Below are 25,391 nucleotides of genomic sequence, written 5' to 3' on the forward strand. Positions count from 1 at the left end.
GCCTGCCGGCGAGGAATACTCGTTTGCGCGAGGCGCCGCAAACCGCTGATATGCGGTGGACCAGGCGAGAGTGGAGGAACGGGCATGACGGCACTGGGCAGGCGCGATTGGGTGCCGCAGGCGAGCGAGGACTATGTGCTCAAGGTCGCCGGCGAGACGGCGAGCCAGCCGCTCGACGCGATCGCGGCGCGGATCGATGCGCTCGCGGCCGAGAACCGCACCATCCACGAGCGCGACTGCGTCAACCTCAACCCCGCCACCAATGTCATGAACCCGAAGGCCGAGGCGCTGCTTTCGGCCGGGATCGGCGCGCGGCCCTCGCTCGGCTATCCCGGCGACAAATACGAGATGGGGCTGGAGGCGATCGAGCAGATCGAGATCATCGCCGCGGAGCTCGCCGCCGAGGTCTTCGGCGCGAAATATGCCGAGATCCGCGTGCCCTCCGGCGCCATCGCCAATCTCTACGCCTTCATGGTCGCGGCCAAGGCCGGCGACTGCATCATCGCGCCGCCGGGCGAGATCGGTGGGCACGTCACCCATCACGGCGCGGGTGCAGCCGGACTCTACGGCATCGTCACCCATCCGGCGCCGGTCGACCTGGCGAACTATACCGTCGATGTCGAGAAACTCCGGGCGGATGCGCTGCGCCTCAAGCCGAAGCTGATCTCGATCGGCGGCAGCCTCAACCTCTTCCCGCATCCGATCCGCGAGATCCGGGCCATCGCCGATGAGATCGGCGCGATCGTGCTGTTCGATGCGGCGCATATGTCCGGCATGATCGCCGGCCATGGCTGGCAGCAGCCGCTGGAGGAGGGCGCCCATCTGATGACGATGAGCACCTATAAGAGCCTTGGCGGCCCGCCCTCGGGCTTGATTCTTACCAACGACGCCGAGATTGCGAAAAAGCTCGACGCCATCGCCTATCCCGGCCTCACCGCCAATTTCGACGCGGCCAAATCGGCCTCCCTCGCCGTTTCTCTGCTCGACTGGAAGGCGCATGGCCGCGCCTATGCGCAGGAGATGGCGAAGACGGCGAGGGCGCTGGCCGAGGCGCTCTCCGAGCGGCAGGTGCCGGTCTTCGCCCGCGATCGCGGCATGACGACATCGCATCAATTCGCGATCGAGGCGGCTTCCTATGGTGGCGGGCAGGCGGCAGCCAAGAAGCTGCGCGCGGTCAACATCCTCTCCTGCGGCATCGGCCTGCCGCTGCCGGCAGTGGCGGGGGACGTCAACGGGCTCAGGCTCGGCACGCCGGAAATCGTGCGTTTCGGCATGACCGCGGCCGACATGCCGGAACTCGCCGGCTACATCGCCGAGGGGCTGAACGGCTCGCGCCCGGCGCAGGCCGTGGCGAAGGATGTGACGGCGTTTCGCGGGCGCTTCCGGAAGCTGCATTTCATGCGCTGACGGCCAGCGGAAGCGTTGGGGCCGGCCTCTCGCTCAGGGCCGGCCGAGACGTTCGAGCGCCATCCGCAGCGGCCTGTCCGAGACCTGGATGAAGCCGAGATAGGGGTGGTCCATGTCGATGATCAGCACCAGCGCGCCCGTGATCGACAGGGCGCAGATGACGAAGATCGCGACGACCGTGCCGTTGCGCGGGGCCAGCAGGCCGAAGGAGCCGAAGAGCAGGGCCAGCCACAGGATCAGGAAGGCGAGAAAGGCCGGCGGAAATCCGCCGACCTCCGTTTCCGTGCGCATCCAGCGGGCCTGCGCGATCTCGCCGCTGAGCTGAAGCGCCCGCGAGTGGAGCCAGCGCTGGGCGTCCGTCTGTGGCTTCAGGCTTCGCAGCGCGTCCTGGACAGGCTCGATGTCGAACCCGTCATCCAGCGTGTTCTGGTCGTCGAGATCGGGCTTGCTCAGCCTCGCCTCCAGCAGGCGGCGGAGCGTTCCGCGCATCTCGGGAGCGCCCGGCCCATAATGAGCAAGCACGCGGTCGAGCAGCAGGATGCGCGCTGCCGACGACCTGAGCTCGGCCCCGGCATCGTCGAAGGAGCGCTTCGCGGAGGCGATCAGCAGCCCGAGCGCCAGTGCCGAAAGCGTGCCGATGACCGCTGTGGCCAGTTTGATCGCGTCCCTTGAATCGGTACTGAGATGGTGATCCGGCAGGCGCGAGCGCAGCAGCAGTCCGATCGAAGCGGCACCGAAGACGCAGAGGAACGCGATGACGCCGACGGCGAATGCACTCATGACTGGCGCCCGTTGCTGGATGGCTTGCGAGACTGCCTCGCGGCGAGGTGACGTAACGATAATCCGGGGAACCCGCTCCTGCCGAACGATATTTTGACGGGGGCCGATGTCGAGCGATGGCCGGTCCTTTCCGCAAGGCCTCACGGCCACCGGCAGCGCGTCGCGGCCCGAAGGCGGGATCGGCGAAAGCGCGCCGGGGCGCCGTCAGGAATCGCCCGCCGGAGCGAAGAAGCAGAGCAGCTCGCCGGCGTCGTTGATGCAGAGGTGCCAGTGGCCGTCGGGCGATCGCTGCGCCTTCTCATGGGGGATCTCGACCCGTAGCGGCGCGCGGCGCTCCTTCGGCCACATCGGATGCCGGCCGGGCGCAATGGTGACGACGAAGCCGGACGGCACCTCGCGCACGGCCTCAGCCTCGATCTGCGCGCAATCGGCGCCCGAGCAGCAGTTGAACGGATAGTCCCAGAGGCTTGGCGCCTGATGGGAGAGTGCTCGCGTCACTCCCACAGTCAGCAAAGCCACCATGGCGAATGAAGCGATCACGCGCATAGGCCGGCCCTCAGCACCAGAAAGTGGAGCGCAAAGGCGGCGAATGCGTGACGGACGTTACGGCAGGAGAATAATTCCTGTCCCCAAGAACCATGCCTATTCTTGTCGCGCCCTCATCCTGAGGGCGGCGACCCGGAGGCATGTCGCGGGGCCGGGGGGCGACCCGCCGCGCAAGACGCGGATGCTCGCCACAAGGGCGAGCATGACGGGGGGGGAAACCGAGGCCTCGTGCGCCGACGGGGCGGCTTCGTCAGGTCTCCCTGGCGTCCCCGTAGCGCGCCAGCATCTCGGTGCGCATCTCCCCCTCGCCGATCGCGCGGCCACCGCCGAGGCGGACGGAGCGCACCGCGCCACTTGCGTCGCGCTGCAGCTCCGCTGGCTCGCCCGGGCTGTGGAAGCCGGAGGCGCGGGTGATGCGGCCGCGATCGGGCGCCTCCAGGGTGATCTCCGGAGCATCCAGGAAGGGCGTCAGCAGAGCGGGATTGGCGATGAGTACGTGCTTTTCGACGGGAATGAGGTCGCTCGCGCCCCAGATCGTCCACCAGCGGCCGGTCCAGTCCCCGGCTTCCGCAGGCGGCACGCCGCGCTCGGAAAAGGTCTTCAGGATATGGGCGATGCCGTCGAGCCAGGGATGGGCGAGGCCGTCGATGGCGTTGGTCAGCACCGCGACGGTGAGGCCCTGCTCCGGGAAGATGCAGGTGCGGGTGATGAAGCCCTGGAAGCCGCCGGAATGGCCGTACCAGCGCCAGTCGCCCCTGCCTCCGGAGATCGTGCCGAGGCCGTAATGGCGGCCGAGGCTGGATTCGTCGTCCGGCCAGAGGCGCCGGGCCATCTCGCGGCGGCTCAGCGGCGAGAGGATGCTGGTCTCGGCCTTCGGCGAGAGCTGCGCGAAATAGCGCGCCACATCGGCCGCGGTCGCGACGAAGCCGGCAGCCGAGGTCATGGCGTGGCCCGGATTGTCGGCGGGGATGACGACGCGCTTCCCGACCGGCCAGGTGCCGCTATGGCCCTTCGCCATTGGCCTGTGGCCCCAGAGCTCTATATCGGCCTTGGTCTCGAGCAGCCCGACCTTGGAGATGACCTCGTCGGTGATCCACTCGCTGTAGCTCAGCCCGGTCACCGCCTCGATGACGAGGCCGAGCAGGGCAAAGCCGTGATTGGAGTACTTGAAGCGCTGGGAGCCGGGAAAGACCGGCGCCACGGCGAGGTCGGCGAGCAGTTCCGCCTTGCTGCAATAGGGCTTGCGATCGAGGAACTGGCCGGCATCCGGCCCGTCGCGGGTCAGGCCGGCGCTGTTGGAGAGCACCTGCCCGATGGTGACCTCGGCGATCTGCGGATGCAGCCCGCCAACATACCCGCCGACCTTGTCGTCGAGCCGCAGCCGGCCTTCCTCGACAAGGCGCAGTATGCCGGCCGAGGTGAAACTCTTGGAGTGGGAGGCGATGCGGAAGCCGTGGCGCGGCGTCAGCACCTCGCCGGTCGCGAGGTTCGCGCTGCCGAAGGCGGCCTCCAGCACGATCTCGCCGCCATTCGCGATCGCGACGGCGCAGCCGGGCTGGGCATGGTGGCGGCGCTGGAATTCGAGCCAGCTCGCGACATAGGCGAGGGCGGGGGCAAGCCATGGCTTCATGAGTCGGCGTCCGTCACGGTTGCAGCTGGTCGCGAAGATGGCACGATTCCGCCGGTGGCCGACAAGCGGCGCGAATGGTGGAGCGGGCATGTCCGCCACGGTTGCTTTCGCTTGCCCTCGCCGGCCCGCCGTGGCATCGCTCCCGGCCAATCGAAAGGACCCTGATCGTGGACAAGAAAGAACTCGCCAAGCTCGAAGGCTATCTGCGCCGCACCTTCAACAACCACGCGATCAGCGTGCGGGCCCGGATGAAGAAGACCGACTCGGCCGAGGTCTATCTGGGCGAGGAGTTCATCGGCATCATCCATGTCGACGACGAGGACGGCGACCGCTCCTTCAACTTCACCATGGCGATCCTCGACGTCGATCTCGAGGACTGAGACGCGGCGCTTCGGCGCCCGCCATCCATCGTTGCGGGCGCTGGCGAGGCAATCCAGGGGGCTCGGAGCTCCACGTTCCCCGGATTGCTTCGTCGCCCGTTCCTCGCAATGACGAGAATCCGGATCGAAATTCCCTAGCGGATCAGCCCGTCGAGCGTCCGGCGCACGCCGCCGAGCATCAGCGCCCAGTCGGCGATGATGCTGCGCGGGAAGCGGATGTTCACATCCATGCCGCGGTGCTGGAAGGTGATGCGGCAGGGCTCGTCGAGATTGGCGCTGGTCTCGATCGGGCAACGGGCGGCGAAGCCCTTGCCGTCCGGCACCGAGACGTAGAACTCGTCGCCCTCATAGGGCGAGCCCTTGCGGAAGCCGCGCACGACGAGCCCGCCGGGATTCGACCAGACGGTCGGCGTCAGGAAGCGGGCATAGGTCGCGAGCTGCCGGGCGGGTTCGTTGACCCTGTCGGGCGGGCTCAGCGTGATCAGCAGGCGTTTCCGGCTCTGCGGCTGGGCTGGGCCGAGGTTCGGCCAGTCGAGGCGCAGCCGCGCCATGCCGACGAGGCGGCTCGCATCATCGTCGTCGTCGAGCCCGGTCAGGTCCCGCGGGATCATCAGTGCGACATTGCCGACCCGGGCCGGCTGCAACGCCGCCGGCTCGTCGACGCGGCGGTGGGTGAGATAAAGCGCGAGCCCCGTCGCCAATGCGCCTGCGGCCGTGATCATCAGCGCGGCCTTTAGCAGGGCGCCGTCAGCGCGCGGCAGGGGGGGCGGCGGCCGCTGCAGGCGCATGCGCACCATCGAAGTCAGATGGGCGGCCTGCTGGCCGGGCCGATGATGGGACAGGGACGCGGTCATTCCGGATACTCTCGCCCGGTCAAACGGACCGGCTCCGCATCACTGAAGCACCGGCGACTTAACGGCGCGTAAACCATAACCGCCCCGATCATCGTTAACCATCGGTAAAGACTGGGCTTCACTCTCTACCGACCTTGCGGCAGGCTCCGGCGTCGTTTCGCGGAGGACCGCGCCCGTGATCATCCAGCCAGCTGCGCTCGAGGCGCTCCAGTCGCTGTTCCTCGGTTTCGCCTTCGCCGGGCTGCTGGCGAGCGCCTTCGAGCTGTTCACCTCGCGGCGCGCCGACTTCAAGCTGCTGCAGACGGGCGGGCTCGCCGCCGTTGCCAGCGTGCCGGTCGTGGTCTTCAGCGCGCCCTTCCTGATCCTGCGCAACACCGTGCACGGCCGGCGCATCGAGGGCCGACCATTCCCCTTCGTGATGATCGCCAGCATGGCTGCCGCGATCTGGAGCATGGCGTCCGGCCGGCTCGTCCTCGACCTGCTGCATCTCCTCGGCGCTTGACGGCAGGCGTCGCTCCTCTGCAATCCTGCGCGGACGAAGCATCAGGAAGCTGCCCATGCCGCTCTACTCGCTCGATGGAACAAGGCCCGAGGTCCCAGGTGGCGGTGCCTGGTGGCTGGCGCCCGACGCGCATGTGATCGGCCGGGTACGCCTGGCCGCCGATGTCGGGATCTGGTTCGGCGCCGTGCTGCGCGGCGACAATGAGTGGATCACGATCGGGGAGGGCAGCAACCTTCAGGAAGGCTGCGTGCTGCACACCGATATGGGCTTCCCGTTGACCGTCGGCGCCAACTGCACCATCGGCCATCGCGCCATCCTGCATGGCTGCACCATCGGCGAGAACAGCCTGGTCGGCATGGGCGCGACCGTGCTGAACGGTGCCAGGATCGGCCGCAACTGCCTCGTCGGCGCCAATGCGCTGGTGACCGAGGGCAAGGAATTTCCCGACAACTCGCTGATCGTCGGGGCTCCGGCGCGGGCGGTGCGGACCCTGGACGAGAAGGCGGCGGCGGGCATCACCGCATCGGCCAAGGCCTATGTCCGGCGCTGGCGGCAGTTCGCGGCCGGGCTCGAGCGGCTCGACTGAGCCGGGCGGGCGCGGCGGCCTGGCCGCATCGTATCCGAAAAAAGAAGCGGGCCGACCTTCCGCGGAGGAAAGCCGGCCCTGGCGAAACCCGATCCTTGGGGACGGGTGGGGTGGGGACGTGACCGAGCCTCGCCGTCCTTATTGCCGCGGCCGGCGTGGGGCCGCGGCCGAATTCGTCAACGCTGCACCGAGGCGACCGTCGGGGTCTGCGCGCCGCCCAGCGAGGTCCAGCCCGTGCGGTACTGCGACTCGCGCTTGACGTAGACGTACCCGGTCTGGCTCCAGGGCAGGATCGCGTTGCGCTTGTTGTCGAGGATGAAGTCGCCGCGGTCGGTGCGGATCATCAGCACCGCATGGCCGGCGTTCTCCTCGTCGATCACGACCGTGACCAGCATGGCCCGGCGCGGAACGCCGGCCTCGGCGAGGCGCTTGCGCTTCAGCAGCACATAATCCTCGCAATCGCCCTTGCCGTCCGTCGGGATGTCCCAGCGGTCGACGACGCCCCAGTGATCCTCGTCGGTGACGGCCTCGATCTCGCGATTGATGCCGTTGTTGGTGGCGACGATCGTCTTCCAGAGCTTGGCGTTCAGTTCGATGCGCTCAGGCTCGCGGGTGTCGGTACGGCATTCCGTCGGCGTGCGCTTGCAGAAATCCGTCCAGGCATAGGGCGCGCGGGCCTCGCCGGAGGCCATGGCCGGAAGGCTCGCCACCGGGATGCCGGCGGAACCCTGCGCGTTGACGGTGGAAGCGCCGGCGATAGTGAGCAGCGCGGCGAAGGTGGTGGCAATCAGATTGCGATGTCGAGAGAGCATGTCGTCCCCTTTCTGTCCCGGGGGAGACGATGCGTGGCGGCGGATGGATTGCGCCTGAAGTGAAAAGGTACAAATTTATGTATTCGCGCCGGGTGTCCTCGAAGAAGAAGATAGCATCAATCCTGCTCAAATGCGGAAGTAACGATTGATGTCGATCGTGTAATGGTATTTTAACCATTAATTCTTTGTTGAGCTGAAAGGATCGATTAACTTACGGGCGGGTTAACGCTCGCAGTCGAGGTTTCCGTAGCTCTGTCGGCAGGCAGGGGGCGCTTCAAGCGGGAAGGGCGCGGGAAGGGCCCTCGTTCCACGCACCGCGACAGGGCCTCGGGTCCAACGTGTCGAGCGCGGGCGAAGCGGGCATGGTCGGCGCAGCGGAATGCGGCAGGTCCTGCCGACACGACGCCCTGCGGCTTACCTCGGTTCGGTGCGGCTTCGTGCTGATGCGCCGCCGGTGCTCAGGTCCGGCCAAGGGTCTTGGTTTCGCTTCGGCCGCGCGGTGCATGCCGGACGCAGGCAAAGCAGCGCCTCGTCGGGCGCCGGTCGGGCCGCGGCGCGATCCAGTGAAATCCAGCGGGAAGGGCGCCGAGCTTGCGGCGGGAAGCCGGCGGAGCCGGCCTCAGAGCTCGAGATTTTCGTCGAGCAGGTCGGCCGACAGCGGGAAACGGAATTCCGCCGCGTAGCCACCGTCGAAGCGCCGGACGACGCGGGCCGGCGTCGAGCCCAACCGGATCGAGGTATTGATCGGCAGGTCGAGGTCGCTGGAGAAGGCCGCGCCGGAAAGCGAGATGTCGATGATCCTGACGACATGCTCGGAGCCGTCGTCCATCAGCAGGACCGAGCGGGGATTGCGCGGCACGACGCGCTCATGGCGCCGGTCCTCGGGCAGTCCGAGCTCTTCGCGGTTGGCGAGCCAGGTGAGCTGGGCCGTGAACTTCTCGCGCTTGCGGCTGGTCGCGGTGATGGTCATCGCGAAGCCTTCCATCGTCGTGCGGACGCAGATGCCCTCGATCCGCCCGAGATGCTCCAGATAGGCGATGACCCGGTCGCCGGGCCTGGCCTTGGCGGGGGCGGCGAGATGCACGCCACCCGGCGAGATGTCGATGGTCTGGCAGGGATATTCCATGCGGTTGGGCAGCATGTAGCGGCCCAACAGCACCACCTTCATGCGGTGGTGCCGCCTACGTTCGGCCGGAATGGCCGCCGTCCGGGGCGTTTGGAGCGCGCTCAGCATCAATGTCCGACCTGGAATTCCGGCGCGATCCTAGGCGTCGCCTGGTTAACGGATCGTTCAGATCAGGCGCGGCCGCCGGGCAGCACGACGAGGCGCGGCGGCTCGGCCCGGCGCGGCGCGGCCGGTGTGCGCACGGCTGCGGCGGGCCAGAGCATCCGCAGCGAGATCATGCGCATCCAGGCCACGGTGTCGAAGCCGAGCCAGTCCGGCGAGACGGCCGGCGACAGCACGCCGAGCACGCGGGCGTGGGTGCGCCCGCGATAGCGCAGGGGCAGCAACAGCAATTCGAGGTAGATCGGCGCCCCCGTCGCCGATTCGCCGGAGAGCCCGGCGACGGCGCCGGCGCTTTCGTCCATCACGGTCTGGATCAGACGGCGCATGTCGCCCTGCGATTCGAGATCGGGCCAGAGCGCGGTGAAGGCGCGGCCGCGCAGCTCATGGCCCATCAGGGCGCAGAGGCGCGTGCCGGCGAGGCGGAAGACCGGGCCGATCGGCTCGTTCTCCAGCACGAAGGTGTCGGCCAGCGCGTGACGCAGGGCGCCGGGCTCGATCTCGCCGCGCTCCGGCGCGGAGCGCTCACCGCGCAGCGCGTCCCAATATTCGAAGACCAGACGTGTGCTCGCGTTCTTCATCCTGAGCCTGTTCGTGTTGTCTCCCTGGGAACGGGCCGGCGTCCAGTGCTGGCGCAGATCCGTTCAGAAAGGAGACGATTCAGTCCTTCGGAAGATCGAGGACGCATTCGTCATGCCGTCTTGCCACCGCCGACTGAGTCGGGGGAGGCAAGCCGGGTCGTTAGGGTTAACCAAGTGTTATCTTTGTGGATGATCGTTAAACTACGTATCAAATGCTTCGGATCTCGCCGGTGCCACGCCGCCGGCAAGCGAGGTGGAGGGGGGCGTGACGAGCCGTCCGGCAGCGACCGGACGGCGTCATCGCCGGCGAAAAAGGGGACGGCCCGGCCGATCCCCTTTTTCGTTCACGCCACCGATAGCGGTGCTTGCCTGCCGTGCCGGCTTCGGCAAGTGTGGCGGCCGCATGGCCTTCCCTCATTCCTCATCTCCGAATCCCCCCGCGCGCGAACCGGCGATCAATCTGCCGGCCGTCGTGGTCTGGCTGCTTGCCGCACTGGCCCTGATCCAGGGCCTCCGCTCGCTGCTGTCCGACTATGACGACTACGTGCTGATGTCCTGGTTCGCCTTCGTGCCGGCCCGGTTGACGCTCTGGCTGGCTCCGGAGCGCATCGACGACGTCATCGGCGCGATGGCGCAAACGACGGGGCAGGACGTGGTCGAGCGGCTGCAGCTGGTCCGGCTGCTGCTGGCCGATGGCGGCGTGCGGCTCTGGACGTTGCTGACCTATGGCCTGCTGCACGGCTCCTGGCTGCATCTGGCCTCGAACGCGGTCTGGCTCGCGGCCTTCGGCAGCCCGGTGGCGCGGCGGCTGGGGCCCGGGCGCTTCCTCAATCTGATGGCCCTTTCGACCATCGGCGGCGCGCTGCTGCACTGGTGGTCGCGCGATCTCGACGTGCTGCCGCTGGTCGGCGCCTCCGCCGGAATCTCCGGCGCAACGGCTGCCGCGATCCGCTTCGTCTTCGCGCCCGGCATACGCTTTGGCGAGCTCGGCGACGACGAGGTCGTGCGGGCGGTTCCTGCGGAGCCGCTCGGCCAGCTCTGGCGCAATTCGCGCGCATTGCTGTTCATCGCCATCTGGTTCGCGACGAACATCCTGTTCGGTGCCGGGCTCGTGCCGATCTTCGGGGAGGAGACGAGCATCGCCTGGGAGGCGCATATCGGCGGATTCATGGTCGGGCTCCTGCTCTTCCCGCTGCTCGACCAGGGGCGTCGGCGCAGCTGAGCCCCACCGCGCGCGACGCGGCGGACGGGACCTGAACGAGTGTTCGCAAGCCTTGCCTGCGCCCGTCTCTTCGCCCACACTCGCATCAATGCGAAGCACTCTTCGAGCCGACTCGGCATCGTGAGCTGCCGGTAGCTCGCAAGAGTTCCAACGGAACTGCGCGCCGGCAACGGCGCGTCTGCGAGGAGGATCTTCCATGAATGTCGAGCAGTTGCTGAGCGACAAGGGGCGCGAGGTCGTCTCGGTGCAGCCGCACCGCACTTTGGCCGAGGCGATCCGCACGTTGAGCGAGAAGCGCATCGGCGCCGTCGTCGTCATGGGGGCGGACGGCGCCCTGGTGGGCATCCTGTCTGAACGCGACATCATCCGGGCCCTGGGCGAGCAGGGTGGGGCGGCGCTGGAAAGCGCGGTCTCGCGCTCGATGACCTCGAAGGTCGTGACCTGCCGGCCGCAGACCAGCGTCGACGAGCTGATGGAGATCATGACGACGGGGCGCTTCCGCCATGTGCCGGTGATCGAGAACGGGCGCGTCGCCGGCATCGTCTCGATCGGCGACGTGGTGAAGCACCGTGTGGCGGCGATCGAGGCCGAGAGCCAGGCGATGCGCGACTATATCGCGATGGCGTGACGGCGCGCCGTCCGGGGCCGGGTCAGCGACCAGCCACGACCCGGCTCTCCGCCACCAGCGCGGCGATGTCCTCGAGCGCGCGCTGCGCCGCCTGCCGGCCCAGCTCGATCGTCTCGTCACCGCGATGGAAGTCGAACAGGCCGATGCGGCCGAGCTTGGGACCGATCATCACGTCCGGCGGATCGCCGGCCAGGCGCGAGCGCGAGATCCGGTCCTGCGTGATATTGAAGGCGTCGATCATCACGCCGGCCAGCCCCGGCCGGTTCTCGGCCGGGCGGCCGACGATGTTGCGCACGCGCTTGGCCGCGCCGCTGATCCCGTCATACCAGCGCGGCTCGGGCCGGATCTCGAGCTCGGGCACGAGCGGGTCGGGGTCGGAGCCATGGTTCTGGATGATCGTGCCGCGGCCGGCGAGATCGCTGTTGAGGTTGACGCAGATCACGATGTCGGCGCCGAGCGCCCGCGCCGCCGTGACCGGAACCGGGTTGACCAGTGCCCCGTCCATCAGCCAGCGGCCGCCGAGCTTCACGGGGTCGAACACGCCCGGCAGCGCATAGGACGCACGCAACGCATCGACCAGCGGGCCATGCGTCAGCCAGATCTCGTGGCCGGAGCCGAGCTCCGTGGCGATGGCGACGAAGCGATGCGACAATTCCTCGATCCGGATGCCGTCGAGATGCTGGTCGAGCAGGCGCCTGAGCCGGCCGCCGGCGATCAGGCCGGCGCCGCCGATGTGGAAGTCCATGAGCCCGACGATGCGGCGCTTGGTCAGGCTGGTCGCGAATTCCGTCAGCGCGTCGAGCTTGCCGGCGGCCAGGCAGCCGCCGACCACGGCGCCGATGGAGGTGCCGGCGATGACGTCAGGGGCGAAGCCGGCTTCGATCAGCACTTCGAGCGCGCCGATATGGGCCCAGCCGCGCGCCGCGCCGCCGCCCAGGGCAAGGCCGATCTTCGGCCGCACCGATGCGGGCTGCCCTTCGACCGGACGCATCTCGTTCATCGCGATACCACCTCCACCGAGACCAAAGGCCCGTTGCGCGACATCGTTCCAGAACATGGAGCCATCCCTCCGCGGAAGGACAGGGTCTCAAACCGCGATGAGCGAAACGTGAACAACGCAGATCGCGGGATTATCGCGCCGAGTTGACGGTGGCGTGAAGGCGCTGCGGCATCATTGCGGCCGTGCGCGCAGATCAGGCGCAGAACAGCAGCGGCTTGCCGGCGGCTTCGCGCACCGGCTGGACCCGGTAGAAGCAGGAACAGCGGCCGGTGTGGCAGCAGCCGCCGTCGCCGCCGACCTTGACCCTGAGCCAGATCGCATCCTGGTCGCAGTCGACCCGCATCTCGACCACGGTCTGGATCTGGCCCGAGGTCGCGCCCTTGTGCCAGAGCTCCCGGCGCGAGCGCGACCAGTACCAGGCCTCGCCCGTCTCGATCGTGCGCTGCAGCGCCTCGGCGTTCATATGGGCGACCATCAGCACGGCACCGCTGTCGGCTTCCGTCGCGACGACGGTCACGAGGCCGTTCGCGTCGAAACGCGGAGCCAGCACCGTGCCCTCCTCGAGGGCGTGCTTGTCGGTCGCGGCAGGAAACAGGCTCATCTCGGCTCCGTCGGGAGAGGTCGTGCTGCGTCGTGGAACTCTGCCGTCATTCTCGGGCGAAGCGAAACGCAGACCCAAGAATCTCCGGCGAGGGATGCCCGGGTCAAGCCCGGGCGTGACGGGTTTCGATGGGAGGCGGATGCGCCGCCCGTCGAGGAAACCGCGCCTACAGCGCCGCCGACTTCACCATGGTGAAGAAGCGGACCTGCTCGGCCGGGTCGTCGCGGAAGACGCCGCGATACTGCGTCGTCATGGTCGAGGAGCCCTGCTTCTGCACGCCGCGCATCGACATGCACATATGCTCGGCCTCGATCAGGATGGCGATGCCGCGCGGCTCGAGCGCCTCCTCGATCACATCGGCGATCTGCGAGGTCATGCTCTCCTGCGTCTGCAGGCGGCGGGCATAGACATCGACGATGCGGGCGAGCTTCGACAGGCCGACCACGCCCTTGGACGGGTAGTAGCCGATATGCGCCTTGCCGACGAAGGGCACCATGTGGTGCTCGCAATGCGAATAGAACGGGATGTCGCGCACCAGGACCATGTCCTGATAGCCCTCGACCTCCTCGAAGACACGATCGAGGATGTGGTGCGGGTCCTCGGCATAGCCCTTGTAGAATTCCCTGTAGGCCTTGGCGACGCGGCGTGGCGTGTCGGAAAGGCCCTCGCGCGAGGGATCGTCGCCGGCCCAGAGGATGAGCGTGCGTACGGCCGCCTCGGCCTCCTCTTGCGTCGGCTTGCGGACCAGAAACTTGTCAGCGGAGGGGCCGACGGCCCCCTCGACGGACAAGGACTTAACCACAGGGATCATGTGGTGCCTCCCGTTGGGACGATTAGGGCCCCGCGCTCGATGGCCTCGCGGCCGCGGCCGCGAGGCGGTTTGCGACAAGTTTGATGCCTCGCGGCGGAAGAGGTTCCCATGCCCTCCCGTTTTGCGGCGATCAACCCTATATTGGCTCTCCGAGCCGGTCATTCCAGAGCCGCCAGAGAACGAGCCATGCTGGACGACGTCTACAACAAGCGCATTCTGGCGCTTGCCGCGAACATCCCCCTGCTGCAGCGCCTGCCGTCTCCGGACGCCACGGCGCGAGCGCATTCGAAGCTATGCGGCTCCACCGTGACAGTCGATGTCACCATGGCGGGCGATGTCGTCACCGGCTTCGGGCATGAGGTGAAGGCCTGCGCGCTCGGCCAGGCCTCGTCCTCGATCATGGCGCGCCACATCGTCGGCTCGACGGCGCAGGAGCTCCGGCAGGTGCGCGAGCAGGCCCGCGCCATCCTCAAGGAGAACGCCGAGCCGCCGCAGGGCAAATGGGCCGATCTCGCCGTGCTGGTGCCTGTGCGCGACTTCAAGGCGCGCCATGCCTCGACCATGCTGACCTTCGACGCGGTCGTCGACGCGATCGACCAGATCGAGACGCGGCGGCGCGAGGCCGCCGCCTGATCACTTCACGCCGAAGGCGACCTTGATCTCGGGCATCGTCTCGTCGAAGCGGGCCTTGAAGGCGCGGTCCGCCAGCAGGGCCTTGGCGACGGCGCGACCGACCTTGTCGCCGGCGACGAGGTCGGTGGGATAGTGGAAGCCGCAGATCAGGCGGCTCTCGTCATAGCTCTTGACCCGCACTTCGAGCTTGTCGGCCATCTCGGGCACGGCCGCCTTGAGTAGCTCGGCATAGAGCGCGGCGGTCGCGGCATGGGCGGAGGGGAAGGAGGTGCCGACCGGGCGCGCGCCGGGACAGGGCTTGACGCGGGTCTTGGCCCAGAGCTGAAAGGGGCGCTGGCGGTTGGTGAGGCGGTTGACGCTCTTCAAGAGGATGCTGAGCTCGACCTGCGCCTCGCGAAACAGCAGCCGCACCTCGCGATGGGTGTTGTCGACATAGTTGGTGTCCATGCCGTTCAGGAAGTTCACCAGCCCCTGGCGCTGATCGGCGATCGCCTGCTGCTCGCGCTCTGGCGTGCGGGCCTGGGTGATCTGTTGCACCTGCTCGAATTCGGCCTTGGCCTCGGGGCTGTTCTGCGCCGGCGGCAAGCCGATGATGTGGGCGATGTCGAGCTTGGCGCCGTCGAGCCAGAGCAGGTAAGGCCGCTGCTGGGCCGAGGCCGGCGCAGTCAGGCCGAGGCTGAGCGCCAGCCCGAAACCCGCGAGTGCGGAGCGAAGGCGAGCGTGGCGAACGGGGGCTTGGCGAAAGCGGGCGGCGCGCATCATGTTTCCGGTGTCAGGCAATTGAAAAAATGGGAATGGAAAGCGGGTTCTGGTGACGGCTGAACGAAACGAAGCAGACGATCTATTTCAGCGTCTCTTTGTTAAGCAAAGATTTTCGCTGTTGCGAAGCCTCGCGTTTCTGCCCCGGCGCGCCGCGCATGTCGCCATTCGCGGCTATCAACTCAGCCTGTCCATGCTGGTCGGGCGCCATTGCCGGCACTGGCCGAACTGCTCGGCCTATACCGACGAGGCGATCCAGCGCTTCGGGCTGTGGCGCGGCGGCTGGGTCGGCCTCGCTCGGATCTGCCGCTGCAACCCATACGGCACCAGCGGCATCGATATCGTCTGCGAGGAATTGCCGTCGGGCGCGCGGTGGTATAGGCCGTGGGCTTATGGCCGCTGGCGCGGGACGAACGTGCCGGCGGCTATCGATTCCGACGTCGATCCGGCCACGGGCGGCGGAACGCAAACCTCACATCCGTAGCTGGTCTGACTTACGGGGCTCGTATCCCCGAGTGAGCAGGAGCACGATCGATGACGATCTCCCTGACCTTTCCCGACGGCGCCAAGCGCGAATTCCCCTCCGGCATCACCGGGGTGGACATCGCCAAGGGCATTTCCCCCTCGCTGCTGAAGCGCACCGTCGCCATGGCGCTCGACGGCACGGTCGTCGACCTCGCCGACCCGATCACCACCGATGCCAGGATCGAGTTCCTGAACCGGGAAGACCCGCGTTCGCTCGAGCTGATCCGCCACGACACCGCCCACGTCCTCGCCGAAGCCGTGCAGGAGCTCTTCCCCGGCACGCAGGTGACGATCGGCCCCGTCATCGAGAACGGCTTCTACTACGACTTCGCCCGCAACGAGCCCTTCACCCCGGAGGACTTCCCGGCGATCGAGAAGAAGATGCGCGAGATCATCGCGCGCGACAAACCCTTCACCAAGGAAGTCTGGAGCCGCGACAAGGCCAAGGACTTCTTCGCCGGGAAGGGCGAGGCCTACAAGGTCGAGCTGGTCGATGCGATTCCCGCCGACCAGACGCTGAAGATGTACGCGCAGGGCGACTGGATCGACCTCTGCCGCGGCCCGCACATGACCTCGGTCGGCAAGGTCGGCAACGCCTTCAAGCTGATGAAGACGGCCGGAGCCTATTGGCGCGGCGACAGCAACAACGCGATGCTGACCCGCATCTACGGCACCGCCTTCGCGAAGCAGGAGGAGCTCGACGCCTATCTCAAACAGCTCGAGGAGGCGGAGAAGCGCGACCACCGCAAGCTCGGCCGGGAGATGGACCTGTTCCATTTCCAGGAGGAGGGGCCGGGCGTCGTGTTCTGGCACTCCAAGGGCTGGCGGCTGTTCCAGGAGATCATCGCCTATATGCGCCGGCGCCTCGCCGCCGACTATGAGGAGGTGAACGCGCCGCAGATCCTCGACAAGTCGCTCTGGGAGACCTCGGGCCACTGGGGCTGGTACCAGGACAACATGTTCGCGGTGAAGTCGGCCTCGGCCTTCGAGAACCCGACCGATGCCGAGCGCGACCACCGCGTCTTCGCGCTGAAGCCGATGAACTGCCCCGGCCATGTCCAGATCTTCAAGCACGGCCTGAAGAGCTATCGCGACCTGCCGATCCGGCTCGCCGAATTCGGCAATGTCCATCGCTACGAACCGTCCGGCGCGCTGCATGGGTTGATGCGCGTGCGCGGCTTCACGCAGGACGACGCGCATATCTTCTGCACGGAGGAGCAGCTCGCGGCCGAATGCCTGAAGATCAACGACCTGATCCTCTCGGTCTATTCGGATTTCGGCTTCACCGACGACCTCGTCATCAAGCTCTCGACCCGGCCGGAGAAGCGCGTCGGCTCCGACGAGCTCTGGGACCATGCCGAAGAGGTCATGCACAAGGTGCTGGAGCAGATCGCGCGTCAGTCCGGCAACCGGATCAAGACCGAGATCAATCCGGGCGAAGGCGCCTTCTATGGCCCGAAGTTCGAGTATGTGCTGCGTGACGCCATCGGTCGCGACTGGCAGTGCGGCACGACGCAGGTCGACTTCAACCTGCCGGAGCGCTTCGGCGCCTTCTATATCGGCGCCGATGGCGAGAAGAAGCAGCCGGTGATGGTCCATCGCGCCATCTGCGGCTCGCTGGAGCGCTTCACCGGCATCCTGATCGAGCACCATGCCGGGCATTTCCCGCTCTGGCTGGCGCCGGAACAGGTCATCGTCGCGCCGATCACCTCGGACGCCGACGCTTACGCCGAGGAGGTCACCATGACGCTGATGGCCGCCGGCCTGCGCGCCCGCGCCGACCTGCGCAACGAGAAGATCTCGTACAAGGTACGAGAGCACTCGCTGGCCAAGGTCCCGGTCATCCTCGCCGTCGGCAGGCGCGAGGCGGAGGAGAAGACCGTGACCGTCCGCCGCCTCGGCAGCCAGGCGCAGACCGTCATGCCACTGGCGGAGGCGCTCGCAGCGCTGACGCAGGAAGCGACGGCGCCGGATCTGGCGCGAATCAAGGCGGCGAAGGCGGCGTAACCTGTCGCGACGTCATGCCCGGGCTTGACCCGGACATCTCGGAAACCAGCGCCATTCCGTCATGAAATTCTCGGGTCGAAGCCTTGCTTCGCCCGAGAATGACGGCCGGCGGAGGCCGCCCCTAGCAAAAGGTAGCATCGCCATGCCAGATTGCCGGCGATGCTGACGGGTTCCTATCGCAAGCGGCTCGAGGCCGATCTCATCCGCTGGGTCGATGGCGGCCTGCTCAGTGCCGACAGCGCCGGGGCGATCCGCCGTTCCGTCGCCCGCGAGCATGGCGGCTTCGGCCTGCCGGCCCTGCTCGGGCTGCTCGGCGGCCTGCTGATCGCGTCCAGCGTCGCCGCCTTCGTCGCCGCGAACTGGGAGGCGATCCCGCGCCTCGCCAAGCTCGGCATGATCCTGACGGGCATCGCCGTCTGCTTCGCGCTCGCCTACCGGCTGGAACGCGGCGGCTCGCCCCGTGGCGGGGATGCGGCGACGACCTGCGGCGTCCTGATCTTCGCCGCCGGGCTCGCGCTCGTCGGCCAGATGTACCACCTGCCGGCCGATTGGCCGGGCGGATCGGCGCTGGTCGCGCTCGGTGCGCTCGCCGCCGCCTTCCTGATGCGCTCCAGCGGTGCATTGGCCATCGCCTTCGTGGCGATCTGCGCCTGGAGCTTCGGGCGCTGGGAGGAAGCGCGCGCTGGCGCGCATTTCGGCTTCTTCATCCTCTATCTGCCGGCGCTGTGGCTCGCGCTCTCCCGCGACAACAGGCTGATCCACCATCTCGCGGTGCTCGCCGGGCTGTTCTGGATCGGCGCGGCACCGGGATACTGGCTGTTCCAACGCTTCGACTATGGCCTACTCGCCTATGGGCTGGCGGTCTCGGCATTCTATGTTGCGCTCGGCACGATCGCGCTCGACCGGGGTGGCCCCGGCCTGCTGACAGCCTGCCTGCCCTGGGGGCTGCTCGGGCTGGTGGTCGTTCTCAATGCCGAGCTGATTCGCATCCTCGACAATGAGGAGGCGCGTTCGGGTCGGGCCTTCCTCTTCGTGTTCTACGCCTATGCGGTGGCCGTGCCGCTGACGATTCTCGGGGGCGTGGCGGCACGCGACCGGCGCTTCGCCTGGCCGCTGGCAGGCGCGCTCCTCCTGGCCCTGCTCGTTCCGGCCGTGTTCTGGAGCGGCATCGTCACCGGCATGGCCGGCAAGATCATCGTGGCGAGCCTGGTGCTGCTGGCGGCCACGGCGCTGATGGCCGCAGGTGCGGTCGGCGGTATCCGGCGGCTGGTAATGGCCGGCTCGGTGCTGTTCGGCGTCGCCATCCTGATCCTGCTCTGGCAGACGATCGGCACGCTGCTCGACCAGTCGCTGTTCTTCCTGATCGCCGGCGCCGTCCTGCTCGCGGTGGCGTCCGGCGCGCGGCGCCTGTTCGCGCGACTGAGCCCACCGGCCGAGACGGAGGCCGCCTGATGCGCCGCTTCTCGGCCGATGCGATCGCCATGAAGGTGCCGCTGCTCTGGCGCGCCGTCGCCGCAGCGCTGCTGCTGGGGCTCGCCCTGCTGGCGCTCGTCGAGCAGCGCGCGCGCATTCTGCGCAACGGGGCGGAGGTGCGGCTGAAGACCGTCCCGGTCGATCCGCGCGACCTCTTTCGCGGCGACTATGTCGTGCTCGGCTATCCCATCAGCGTGGTCGAGACCGAGCAGGGCGCGCAGCCCTACCGGAGCGGCGAGACCGTCTTCGTCACGCTCGGCCGCGACGAGCAGGGTTTTGCGCGGGCCGTCGGCGTCTCGCGGGAGTGGCCGAAGGACGGCGGGGCGGCGGTTGTGATCGCGGGGCGCGTCGCCACGACCAGCGCCTGTGTCACCCGCGACGACGGCACGACCGATTGCAGCGGCAGGCGCAACCGGCTGCGCGTTACCTACGGGCTCGAGAGCTATTTCGTGCCGCAGGGCGAGGGCAAGACGATCGAGACCATGGAGAAGACCCGGATCGAGGTCGTCGCCGCAGTGTCGCCCTCGGGCGAGGCAGCGATCAAGCGCCTGCTGATCGACGGCAAGCAGGTCTATCAGGAACCGCCCTACTGACGGGGCTCTGACGGCCGCCACCGAGGCCATCCCCTCCGCTGCGCCGGCCGCCCTGTCCGGGCGATTCATCACATTGCCGTGGCATCCTGCGCCGGGTTTCGAGCCTGTCCAAACCCTGCCGCAAAGTGCCCTGATGATCGCCACACGCGCTTGTGACAAAGCGCCTCGTGACGTGAATCGGCTTCGGTTATATGAACGGCAGATGAACGATTCCGACAGGAAATGTTCATCTTCGAGGCCGCCGATCGGGAACCACGAGCGGCCGCCCGCGTTCCGCCCGAGCCCTTCCAAGCTGCTGAAGGACAGCCGCCCGTGTCGTCCCTCCCATCCTTCAGACGCTTCCTGCTGATCGGCCGGCCGGCCGAGGGCGCGGGGCTTTCTGCCGGCGGGCGCGATGCGCGGATCGACGTGGTGCGCGGGCTCGCGCTGCTGATCATCTTCATCAACCACATGCCCGGGAACGTCGCCTCGGCCTATACGCCGTACAATTTCGGCTTCTCGGACGCTGCGGACATCTTCGTGCTGCTCGCCGGCGTCTCGGCGACCCTGGCCTATGGCGGGCTGATCGAGCAGCGCGGCTTCTCGATCGCGGCGCTGAAGCTCGGCGCCCGGCTGTGGACGCTCTATATCGCGCATATCGCCGTCTTCATCATCGTCTGCGGCGTCGTCGCCACGGCGGTGACGCGGACCGAGAACCCGCTCTATGTCGAGATGATCAACATCCAGCCCTTCTTCCGGGACACGGTCGAGGCGCTGATCGGCGCGCTGACGCTGACCTATCAGCCCTCCTATCTCGACATCCTGCCGCTCTACATCGTGCTGCTGGCGCTGTTCCCGGCGATCTACTACGCGGCGCGGATCAGCCCGCTCCTGACGCTGGTAGGCTCGCTGGCGATCTGGCAGGCCGCGCTCGTATTCGAGCTCAACCTGCCCAACGGCAATGCCGGCGTCTGGTTCTTCAACCCCTTCGCCTGGCAGGTGATCTTCACGCTCGGCGTCGTCATCGGCCGGGCCGCGCTGCTCGGCGTCGGCGCGCCGCGCCGGGCCTGGCTCGACGCTGCGGCGCTGGCGTTCATCGTCTTCGCCTGGGTGGTGAAGACGGCCACGGGCAACCCGACCGGCATCGCCGTGCTGAACGACTGGTTCGACTCCGTTCAGCTCGGCTCGGACAAGACCAACCTCGCCTGGATGCGGCTGATCCATATCGGGGCGCTGACCTGGCTCGCGATCCGCTGGCTTCCGGCCGGCGGATCGATGGCGAAGTACGCCCCGGGGCACGTCCTGGCCTGCGTCGGGCAGAATTCGCTGCATGTCTTCTGTGTCGGGATCGTGCTCGCGATCATCGGGCAGATCCTGCTGGCGGAAACATCCTTCGCTCTGGGCGTTCAGTTGCTGATCTGCACGGCCGGCATTACAATTCTGACAGGGTTAGGGATGTTCCTGTCGTGGTATCGCTCGATCACGAAACGCGGCGAAAGCGCCGAGCCTACCCAGGTGCGCGGCACGCAGGCGCCGCGGCCTTCCTTGTCCTCGCGCTGAGTTCATTCGCGGTCGCGGCGCCGATGCAGCCCTCGGCCGATGCGCGCTGCCGGGCCGACCCGGCGAAGCCGCTATTCCAGCCGAGCCTGCCCTCCGCGCGCAAGGCGCTCCAGGAAACCGGCCGCCTGACGATCGTGGCGCTGGGCTCGTCGACGACGGCAGGCTCCGGCGCCAGCGCCGAGGACAAGAGCTATCCCTCAGTGCTGCAGGCGGAGCTGCGCCGACGCCTGCCGGGCGCCGAGGTCTCGGTCGTCAACAAGGGGGTGGGCGGGCAATCGGCCTACGACATGCTGCTGCGCATGGATGCCGACGTCATCGACGAGAAGCCCGCCATCGTCATCTGGCAGACGGTGATCAACGACGCCATCCGCGATATCGGCGAGGACAAGCTCGCCAAGATCCTCCGCAAGGGCATCGGCAAGGCCCGCGCCGCCGGCATCGACATGGTGCTGATGGATCTGCCCTGGCTGCCGCGCGAGGGCCGCTATCCGCATTACGACGATTATCGCAGGGTCCTGGGCAAGACGGCGCAGGAGCAGGGCGTCTCGCTCTTCCCGCGCTATGCGCTGATGAAGGGCTGGTCGAATACGCGCCAGTTCACTTCCGAGGAGCTCGTCGGGATGGACGGCCTGCACCTGGTCGACGCGGCTTATCGCTGCCTCGGACTCAGGCTCGCGGACGGGATCGTGGCCGGCATCGGCTCCGTCCGGATCGAAACGGCCGGCGGCAAGGCAAGGCCGTCCGACTGACCGGCCGGGCAACCCCGGCTGGAGGTGCTACTTGGCCAGCACCTCGATATCGCGGTCGCTGCCGGATTCGACCTTGAAGTCCCGCGAGTAGATCTGGCCCTCCTGCCGGGCGATCAGCACGTAGTCGCCCTCGGCCAGAATGACCTGGGGAAAGGCGCCGATCGCCTCGCGGATGACGTCGCCGCCAGGGGTAAGGACGCTGAAGGCGGTGCCGGCGAAGGCCTCTCCGCCGGTGGCGGCGACGAGCTTCAGCGTGACCTTGGCCGCGCGATGATGCAGCGTCGCGTCGGTGACCTTGCCGGTCTCGACCTTGACGTCGGCGCGCTGGATCGCGTTGGAATCGCCATAGGTCGAGACGACGTGGTAGGTGCCTTCCGGCAGGCGGATGACCTCTCCGGCCTTGGCGCCGCTCGTCACCAGCCGCCCTTCGGAATTGCCCTGCAGTGGGACGAAGACCGAGAAGGAGAGCTGCCCGGCGGGAATCGGCGCATCGCCGATCGAACCGGCGAGCGAGAGCGCACCCGCGCTGATGGCGACCTGGTCGCGCAGGCCCTGCGGCCCGAGGCTGACGCGCTTCGTGCCGCTGGCGAAGCCATAGGCGGCGTGGACGACATAGTTGCCGGACGGCAGCGAGAAGCTCGGCTCCGGGTCGTTGGAACGGGCGACGATGCGCGGAGCGGAGCCGTCGGCGGATTCCGTCAGGATGCGCCAGGCCAGGCCGGAGCGGATCGGCTTGCGGTCATTGGCGAACTGGGCCGAAATCGCGAGCTGGGCCAGCCCGTTGACGGCGGCGGGCTGCTCCGGGGCGGGGCGGGGGGCAGGCAGCGGCGTGTCGGCGCCGGGGCCGGTATCCGGCGCCGGAACCTGGGCCGAGACCGGCGAAAGCAGGACGGCCATGGCGAAGACGACGCCGGCGAGGCGGCGGCCAGCTTCAAACCCATCCAATTCCAGCATGCTTTCCGTCCTCGGCGACCCTGCGGCGATGTATGAGCAGGCTCGCTTGTCCTCATCATGGCGAAGGAATAGGTCATTTCCATCGCCATCGTCCGGATGTTTCATGACCGATACGCTCTCTCTGCTCAAGCTGCGTCGCTCGGTGCCGCCGCAGTTCCTTTCCGCCCCGGGCCCGCAGGGCGCGCAGCTCGACGAGTTGCTCGCGATCGCGGCGCGCGTGCCCGACCACGGCAAGCTCGCGCCCTGGCGTTTCATCGTCTTCACCGGCGCGGCGCGTGAGAAGGCGGCCGCGGTGGTAGCGCGCGTCTATCGGGAGAAGAACCCGCAGGCGAGCGAGGAACAGGTCGAGTTCGAGCGCAAGCGCCTGCTGCATGCACCCGTCATCGTCGGCGTGGTCTCGCGGGCGCGCCAGCACGTCAAGATCCCACTCTGGGAGCAGGAGCTCTCGGCCGGCGCCGTCTGCATGAATATGCTCGTCGCCGCCTATGCCATGGGCTATGCCGGCTCCTGGCTGACGAACTGGTTCTCCTTCGACCGCGAGATCATGACCGCGTTCGGCCTTGCCGAGGACGAACGGATGGCCGGCTTCATCCATATCGGCACGCCGACGGCGCCGATCAGTGATCGCGACCGGCCGGTGATGTCCGAGATCGTCAGCTACTACGGAGCGTGACGTGACCTATTATTCGGCGACCAAGGACGATCTCGGCTTCGCCCACGACCCCTTCAAGGCGATCGTGGCGCCGCGGCCGATCGGCTGGATCACGGCGCTGAGCGCCAAGGGCGAGGTGAATCTCTCGCCCTACAGCTTCTTCAACGCGATCTCGTCGCGGCCGAACATCGTGATGTTCTCCTCCGAGAACAAGAAGGATGCGGTCGCCTTCATCGAGGAGACGGGGGAGTTCACCTGCTCGCTGGTGACGAAGGCGCTGGCGCAGCCGATGAACCTGACCTCGGCGCCGCTGCCGCGCGGCGAGAACGAATACATCCATGCCGGGCTCGAGATGGCGCCGTCGCGCTTCGTCAAGCCGCCGCGCGTGGCGGGGACGCCGGCCGCGCTCGAATGCAAGCTGCTCTCGATCCAGCAGCTCAGGGATCTCGAGGGCAACGAGGTGCCGCGCTGGATGGTGCTGGGGCAGGTCGTCGGCACCTTCATCGACGACGCCTTCGTCAAGGACGGGCGCTTCGACACGGCCGGCGCCAACCCGATCGCGCGCTGCGGCTATGCCGATTATGCCGAGGTGACGAGCCTGTTCTCGATCCAGCGGCCGGCGGGCGGCTGACGCTGCCCGGCGTCATGCTCGCCCTTGTGGCGAGCATCCACGTCTTGAACACGGCCTCGATCGATGAAGACCTGGATGGTCGGGACAAGCCCGACCATGATGGGGAGGCAGGGGACGGCGCGTCGCGAAGCGGCGGCCGGCCTTATCCGGCCAGCGGCTTGGCGCGGTAGTCGCCGAGCGGGGCGAGGGCTCGGTTGATCGCTTCGGCGTCGAGGGCGACGCCCTCCGGCAAGGTCAGGCGCGGCGGATCGAGCGTCACCTTCGCGCCCGGTGCGAGCGCCGTGGCTGCCTGCTGGACGCGCGAGGCGCAGCCGCCGCAATGCATCCCCGAAATCGCAAAAACCTGAGTCATCCGAATCGCCTCCGGCCGTTCATTCAGCCAGTTTCCGAGCTCGCGCGAGGAGCCGCTGCGCCCTGATCAGATGGGGACGATCCAGCATCTCGCCATCGAGGCCGATGACGCCGGCGCCGGGATTGGCCTCGAACAGCGCGACGATCTGGCCGGCCTTGGCCAGCGCCTCCGGCGAGGGAGAGAAGATCTCGTTGATCGGGGCAACCTGCGCGGGGTGGATCGCCATCTTGCCGGTGAAGCCGTCGCGCCGGGCGGCCAGGCACTCGGCTCGGAAGGCGGCATCGTCGCGGAAATTGGTGAAGACGGTGTCGACCGCGTCGATCTGGGCTGCGCTCGCGGCGAGGAGCGTCAGCGCGCGGGCAAGGCGATAGGGGTCGGTGTAGGAGCCGTCCTCGAGCCGGTTGGTCTCGGCGCCGAGATCAGCCGAGAGGTCCTCGGCGCCCCAGGTCAGCGCCATCAGGCGATGCGAGGAGCGGGCATAGCTGCCGAGGCCGAAGATGCCCTTGCCGTTCTCGGTGGCGATCGGGAGGATCCGGGTCTTGCCGTCGGGCAGGTCGGCCTCCGCCTCGCGCACGGCGATCTTGGCGGCGAGGTGGCCGACATCGACGCCGCCCTCCGATTTCGGCAGCATGATCGCGTCCGGCGCGCCGGGCATCACGGCGTCGAGATCGGCGTCGCTCATGCCGGTCGTCAGGCCGTTGATGCGCACGATGAGCAGCGGCCGCTTCGCCAGCGGGCGGGTGGCCTCCAGGAAGGCGCGGGTGATCTCGCGCGCCTGCGGCTTGCCGTCGAGCGCGACCGAATCCTCAAGGTCGAGGATCAGCGCGTCGGCGCCGCTCTCCAGGCCCTTCTGCTGCTTCTTCGGGCTGTCGCCCGGCACGAACAGGAGCGAGCGCATG

The 25,391-nt window shown here is 67.9% G+C and carries 29 protein-coding genes; 15 read left to right on the forward strand and 14 right to left on the reverse strand.

What is annotated here, in order from left to right; all coding sequences use genetic code 11:
* Positions 1-84 precede the first annotated feature (84 nt).
* A complete protein-coding gene (locus B5Y19_RS20395) occupies positions 85-1,407 on the forward strand; it encodes a serine hydroxymethyltransferase (protein WP_055727905.1) in 1,323 nt (440 codons plus the stop codon).
* Positions 1,408-1,440: 33 nt separating this feature from the next.
* Here the strand turns inward: B5Y19_RS20395 and B5Y19_RS20400 are convergent, their stop codons facing one another.
* The 3 genes from B5Y19_RS20400 to B5Y19_RS20410 form a co-directional block, all read right to left on the reverse strand.
* Positions 1,441-2,187 carry a bestrophin-like domain gene (locus B5Y19_RS20400; RefSeq protein WP_055727904.1) on the reverse strand — a complete coding sequence of 249 codons (747 nt, stop codon included), beginning with the start codon at positions 2,185-2,187 and terminating at the stop codon, positions 1,441-1,443.
* Between the two features lie 204 nt (positions 2,188-2,391).
* Positions 2,392-2,733, reverse strand: coding sequence for a hypothetical protein (locus B5Y19_RS20405; RefSeq protein WP_055727903.1), 342 nt, complete (start codon positions 2,731-2,733; stop codon positions 2,392-2,394).
* A gap of 250 nt (positions 2,734-2,983) precedes the next feature.
* Positions 2,984-4,363 carry a serine hydrolase domain-containing protein gene (locus B5Y19_RS20410; protein WP_055727902.1) on the reverse strand — a complete coding sequence of 460 codons (1,380 nt, stop codon included), beginning with the start codon at positions 4,361-4,363 and terminating at the stop codon, positions 2,984-2,986.
* Positions 4,364-4,530: 167 nt separating this feature from the next.
* Between B5Y19_RS20410 and B5Y19_RS20415 the strand changes: the two genes are divergently transcribed.
* Positions 4,531-4,743, forward strand: a complete 213-nt coding sequence (locus B5Y19_RS20415; RefSeq protein ID WP_055727901.1) for a DUF3126 family protein — start codon at positions 4,531-4,533, stop codon at positions 4,741-4,743.
* Positions 4,744-4,877: 134 nt separating this feature from the next.
* Here B5Y19_RS20415 and B5Y19_RS20420 read toward each other — a convergent pair whose 3' ends face one another.
* Positions 4,878-5,597: a hypothetical protein gene (locus B5Y19_RS20420; protein ID WP_055727900.1), complete on the reverse strand. Its 720-nt coding sequence runs from the start codon at positions 5,595-5,597 to the stop codon at positions 4,878-4,880.
* 175 nt (positions 5,598-5,772) lie between these two features.
* Here B5Y19_RS20420 and B5Y19_RS20425 point away from each other — a divergent pair, with 175 nt between their 5' ends.
* Positions 5,773-6,099, forward strand: coding sequence for a DUF6949 family protein (locus B5Y19_RS20425; RefSeq protein WP_055727899.1), 327 nt, complete (start codon positions 5,773-5,775; stop codon positions 6,097-6,099).
* A gap of 55 nt (positions 6,100-6,154) precedes the next feature.
* Complete coding sequence (locus tag B5Y19_RS20430; RefSeq protein WP_055727898.1) at positions 6,155-6,685, forward strand: gamma carbonic anhydrase family protein; 531 nt, start codon at positions 6,155-6,157, stop codon at positions 6,683-6,685.
* 176 nt (positions 6,686-6,861) lie between these two features.
* Here B5Y19_RS20430 and B5Y19_RS20435 read toward each other — a convergent pair whose 3' ends face one another.
* From B5Y19_RS20435 to B5Y19_RS20445, 3 genes are all read right to left on the reverse strand, one after another.
* Complete coding sequence (locus tag B5Y19_RS20435; protein ID WP_055727897.1) at positions 6,862-7,497, reverse strand: transglutaminase-like cysteine peptidase; 636 nt, start codon at positions 7,495-7,497, stop codon at positions 6,862-6,864.
* A gap of 619 nt (positions 7,498-8,116) precedes the next feature.
* Positions 8,117-8,731, reverse strand: coding sequence for a PilZ domain-containing protein (locus tag B5Y19_RS20440; protein WP_055727896.1), 615 nt, complete (start codon positions 8,729-8,731; stop codon positions 8,117-8,119).
* A 62-nt stretch (positions 8,732-8,793) separates the two neighbouring features.
* A complete protein-coding gene (locus B5Y19_RS20445; protein WP_055727895.1) occupies positions 8,794-9,363 on the reverse strand; it encodes a PAS domain-containing protein in 570 nt (189 codons plus the stop codon).
* 403 nt (positions 9,364-9,766) lie between these two features.
* Between B5Y19_RS20445 and B5Y19_RS20450 the strand changes: the two genes are divergently transcribed.
* Both B5Y19_RS20450 and B5Y19_RS20455 read left to right on the forward strand, forming a co-directional pair.
* Positions 9,767-10,585 (forward strand): rhomboid family intramembrane serine protease, encoded by an 819-nt coding sequence (locus B5Y19_RS20450; RefSeq protein WP_139384492.1) that lies wholly within the window; start codon positions 9,767-9,769, stop codon positions 10,583-10,585.
* Between the two features lie 196 nt (positions 10,586-10,781).
* The gene (locus B5Y19_RS20455) at positions 10,782-11,213 is read left to right on the forward strand and encodes a CBS domain-containing protein (RefSeq protein WP_055727893.1); all 432 of its coding nucleotides are present in this window, start codon (positions 10,782-10,784) and stop codon (positions 11,211-11,213) included.
* 22 nt (positions 11,214-11,235) lie between these two features.
* Here the strand turns inward: B5Y19_RS20455 and B5Y19_RS20460 are convergent, their stop codons facing one another.
* From B5Y19_RS20460 to folE, 3 genes are all read right to left on the reverse strand, one after another.
* A complete protein-coding gene (locus tag B5Y19_RS20460; protein ID WP_244555663.1) occupies positions 11,236-12,213 on the reverse strand; it encodes a patatin-like phospholipase family protein in 978 nt (325 codons plus the stop codon).
* 193 nt (positions 12,214-12,406) lie between these two features.
* On the reverse strand, positions 12,407-12,814 hold the full coding sequence (hisI, locus tag B5Y19_RS20465) for a phosphoribosyl-AMP cyclohydrolase (protein ID WP_055727891.1): 408 nt from the start codon (positions 12,812-12,814) through the stop codon (positions 12,407-12,409).
* A 166-nt stretch (positions 12,815-12,980) separates the two neighbouring features.
* Entirely contained in the window at positions 12,981-13,625 is a 645-nt protein-coding gene (gene folE, locus B5Y19_RS20470) for a GTP cyclohydrolase I FolE (RefSeq protein ID WP_055727890.1), read from the reverse strand.
* 186 nt (positions 13,626-13,811) lie between these two features.
* Between folE and B5Y19_RS20475 the strand changes: the two genes are divergently transcribed.
* Positions 13,812-14,258: an iron-sulfur cluster assembly scaffold protein gene (locus B5Y19_RS20475; protein ID WP_055727889.1), complete on the forward strand. Its 447-nt coding sequence runs from the start codon at positions 13,812-13,814 to the stop codon at positions 14,256-14,258.
* On the opposite strand, the gene B5Y19_RS20480 is transcribed toward B5Y19_RS20475, so the two are convergent.
* Positions 14,259-15,017: a phosphatase PAP2 family protein gene (locus B5Y19_RS20480; protein ID WP_176168674.1), complete on the reverse strand. Its 759-nt coding sequence runs from the start codon at positions 15,015-15,017 to the stop codon at positions 14,259-14,261.
* 139 nt (positions 15,018-15,156) lie between these two features.
* Between B5Y19_RS20480 and yidD the strand changes: the two genes are divergently transcribed.
* The 6 genes from yidD (at position 15,157) to B5Y19_RS20510 (ending at position 21,903) form a co-directional block, all read left to right on the forward strand.
* Positions 15,157-15,501, forward strand: a complete 345-nt coding sequence (yidD, locus tag B5Y19_RS20485; protein WP_055728015.1) for a membrane protein insertion efficiency factor YidD — start codon at positions 15,157-15,159, stop codon at positions 15,499-15,501.
* A 50-nt stretch (positions 15,502-15,551) separates the two neighbouring features.
* Positions 15,552-17,549 carry a threonine--tRNA ligase gene (thrS, locus tag B5Y19_RS20490; RefSeq protein ID WP_055727887.1) on the forward strand — a complete coding sequence of 666 codons (1,998 nt, stop codon included), beginning with the start codon at positions 15,552-15,554 and terminating at the stop codon, positions 17,547-17,549.
* A 159-nt stretch (positions 17,550-17,708) separates the two neighbouring features.
* Complete coding sequence (locus tag B5Y19_RS20495) at positions 17,709-19,001, forward strand: DUF2157 domain-containing protein (RefSeq protein ID WP_055727886.1); 1,293 nt, start codon at positions 17,709-17,711, stop codon at positions 18,999-19,001.
* Entirely contained in the window at positions 19,001-19,615 is a 615-nt protein-coding gene (locus tag B5Y19_RS20500) for a GDYXXLXY domain-containing protein (protein ID WP_055727885.1), read from the forward strand. Before B5Y19_RS20495 ends, B5Y19_RS20500 begins: the two co-directional genes overlap by 1 nt.
* A gap of 312 nt (positions 19,616-19,927) precedes the next feature.
* Positions 19,928-21,154: an OpgC family protein gene (locus tag B5Y19_RS20505; RefSeq protein ID WP_176168675.1), complete on the forward strand. Its 1,227-nt coding sequence runs from the start codon at positions 19,928-19,930 to the stop codon at positions 21,152-21,154.
* Positions 21,155-21,177: 23 nt separating this feature from the next.
* Positions 21,178-21,903: an SGNH/GDSL hydrolase family protein gene (locus tag B5Y19_RS20510; RefSeq protein WP_055727883.1), complete on the forward strand. Its 726-nt coding sequence runs from the start codon at positions 21,178-21,180 to the stop codon at positions 21,901-21,903.
* Between the two features lie 27 nt (positions 21,904-21,930).
* Here B5Y19_RS20510 and B5Y19_RS20515 read toward each other — a convergent pair whose 3' ends face one another.
* The gene (locus B5Y19_RS20515) at positions 21,931-22,857 is read right to left on the reverse strand and encodes an RgsD C-terminal domain-containing protein (protein ID WP_055727882.1); all 927 of its coding nucleotides are present in this window, start codon (positions 22,855-22,857) and stop codon (positions 21,931-21,933) included.
* A 103-nt stretch (positions 22,858-22,960) separates the two neighbouring features.
* On the opposite strand from B5Y19_RS20515, the gene B5Y19_RS20520 reads away from it, so the two are divergent.
* Complete coding sequence (locus B5Y19_RS20520; RefSeq protein WP_055727881.1) at positions 22,961-23,530, forward strand: nitroreductase family protein; 570 nt, start codon at positions 22,961-22,963, stop codon at positions 23,528-23,530.
* Between the two features lies 1 nt (position 23,531).
* Entirely contained in the window at positions 23,532-24,140 is a 609-nt protein-coding gene (locus B5Y19_RS20525) for a flavin reductase family protein (RefSeq protein WP_055727880.1), read from the forward strand.
* A 142-nt stretch (positions 24,141-24,282) separates the two neighbouring features.
* On the opposite strand, the gene B5Y19_RS20530 is transcribed toward B5Y19_RS20525, so the two are convergent.
* Positions 24,283-24,492 (reverse strand): heavy-metal-associated domain-containing protein, encoded by a 210-nt coding sequence (locus B5Y19_RS20530; RefSeq protein WP_139384493.1) that lies wholly within the window; start codon positions 24,490-24,492, stop codon positions 24,283-24,285.
* 19 nt (positions 24,493-24,511) lie between these two features.
* Positions 24,512-25,390, reverse strand: coding sequence for an HpcH/HpaI aldolase/citrate lyase family protein (locus B5Y19_RS20535; protein WP_055727878.1), 879 nt, complete (start codon positions 25,388-25,390; stop codon positions 24,512-24,514).
* Position 25,391 lies beyond the last annotated feature (1 nt).

The sequence above is a fragment of the Allobosea thiooxidans genome, from assembly GCF_900168195.1.
Lineage (GTDB): Bacteria > Pseudomonadota > Alphaproteobacteria > Rhizobiales > Beijerinckiaceae > Allobosea > Allobosea thiooxidans.